2 protein-coding genes are annotated in these 662 nt (G+C 70.1%); both read right to left on the reverse strand.

What is annotated here, in order from left to right:
* Nucleotides 1–441, reverse strand: a 441-nt coding sequence (locus INT12_RS30855; RefSeq protein WP_193059224.1) for an acyl-CoA dehydrogenase family protein, incomplete at its 3' end; no start/stop codon positions are given.
* A partial coding sequence (locus INT12_RS31710; RefSeq protein WP_193059225.1) for an acetyl-CoA carboxylase biotin carboxyl carrier protein subunit occupies nucleotides 438–662 on the reverse strand: 225 nt, incomplete at its 5' end. The genes INT12_RS30855 and INT12_RS31710, both read right to left, overlap by 4 nt.

A 662-nucleotide genomic window follows, 5' to 3' on the forward strand; every position in this document is an offset into this window, starting at 1 on the left:
CTCGTCCCCGTCGCGGCGCGCCGTGGTGGTGATGTTGTGGGTGTTGGTGCCGGCGTCCGGCTCGGTGATCGCGAAGGCCATGGTGGACGTGCCGTCGCAGATCCCGGGCAGCCAGCGCTGCTTCTGCTCCTCGGTCCCGTAGCGGCTGATGATGGTGCCGCAGATCGCCGGGCTGACGACCATGAGCAGCAGCGGGCAGCCCTGCGCCGCCAGCTCCTCGCACACCGCGGCGATGTCGCCGATGCCGCCGCCCCCGCCGCCGTACTCCTCGGGGATGTTGATGCCGAGGTAGCCGTTCTTCCCGATCTCCACCCACAGGTCCGTGGTCTTGCCCCCCGAGCGCGCCTTCTCGGTGAAGTACTCGCGGCCGTACTTGGAGGCGAGCTTCGCCACCTCCCGGCGCAGTGCCCGGCGCTCCTCGGACTCGCTGAAGTTGGTCACTCGTCTGCCTCTCCGTCGGTCGAGCTTGTCGAGACCACCGCAAGGACGGCACCCGACGTCACCTGGTCTCCGGGCTTCACGTCGATCTCGGTGACCGTGCCGGCGTACGGCGCGCTCACCCGGTGCTGCATCTTCATGGCCTCGAGGACGAGGACCGGCTGCCCGGCCTCGACCTGCTGCCCGGCCTCGACCGCCACGCTGACGACGGTGCCAGGCATCGG

It is taken from the genome of Pseudomonas sp. K8, from assembly GCF_014889455.1.
Taxonomy (GTDB): domain Bacteria; phylum Pseudomonadota; class Gammaproteobacteria; order Pseudomonadales; family Pseudomonadaceae; genus Aquipseudomonas; species Aquipseudomonas veronii.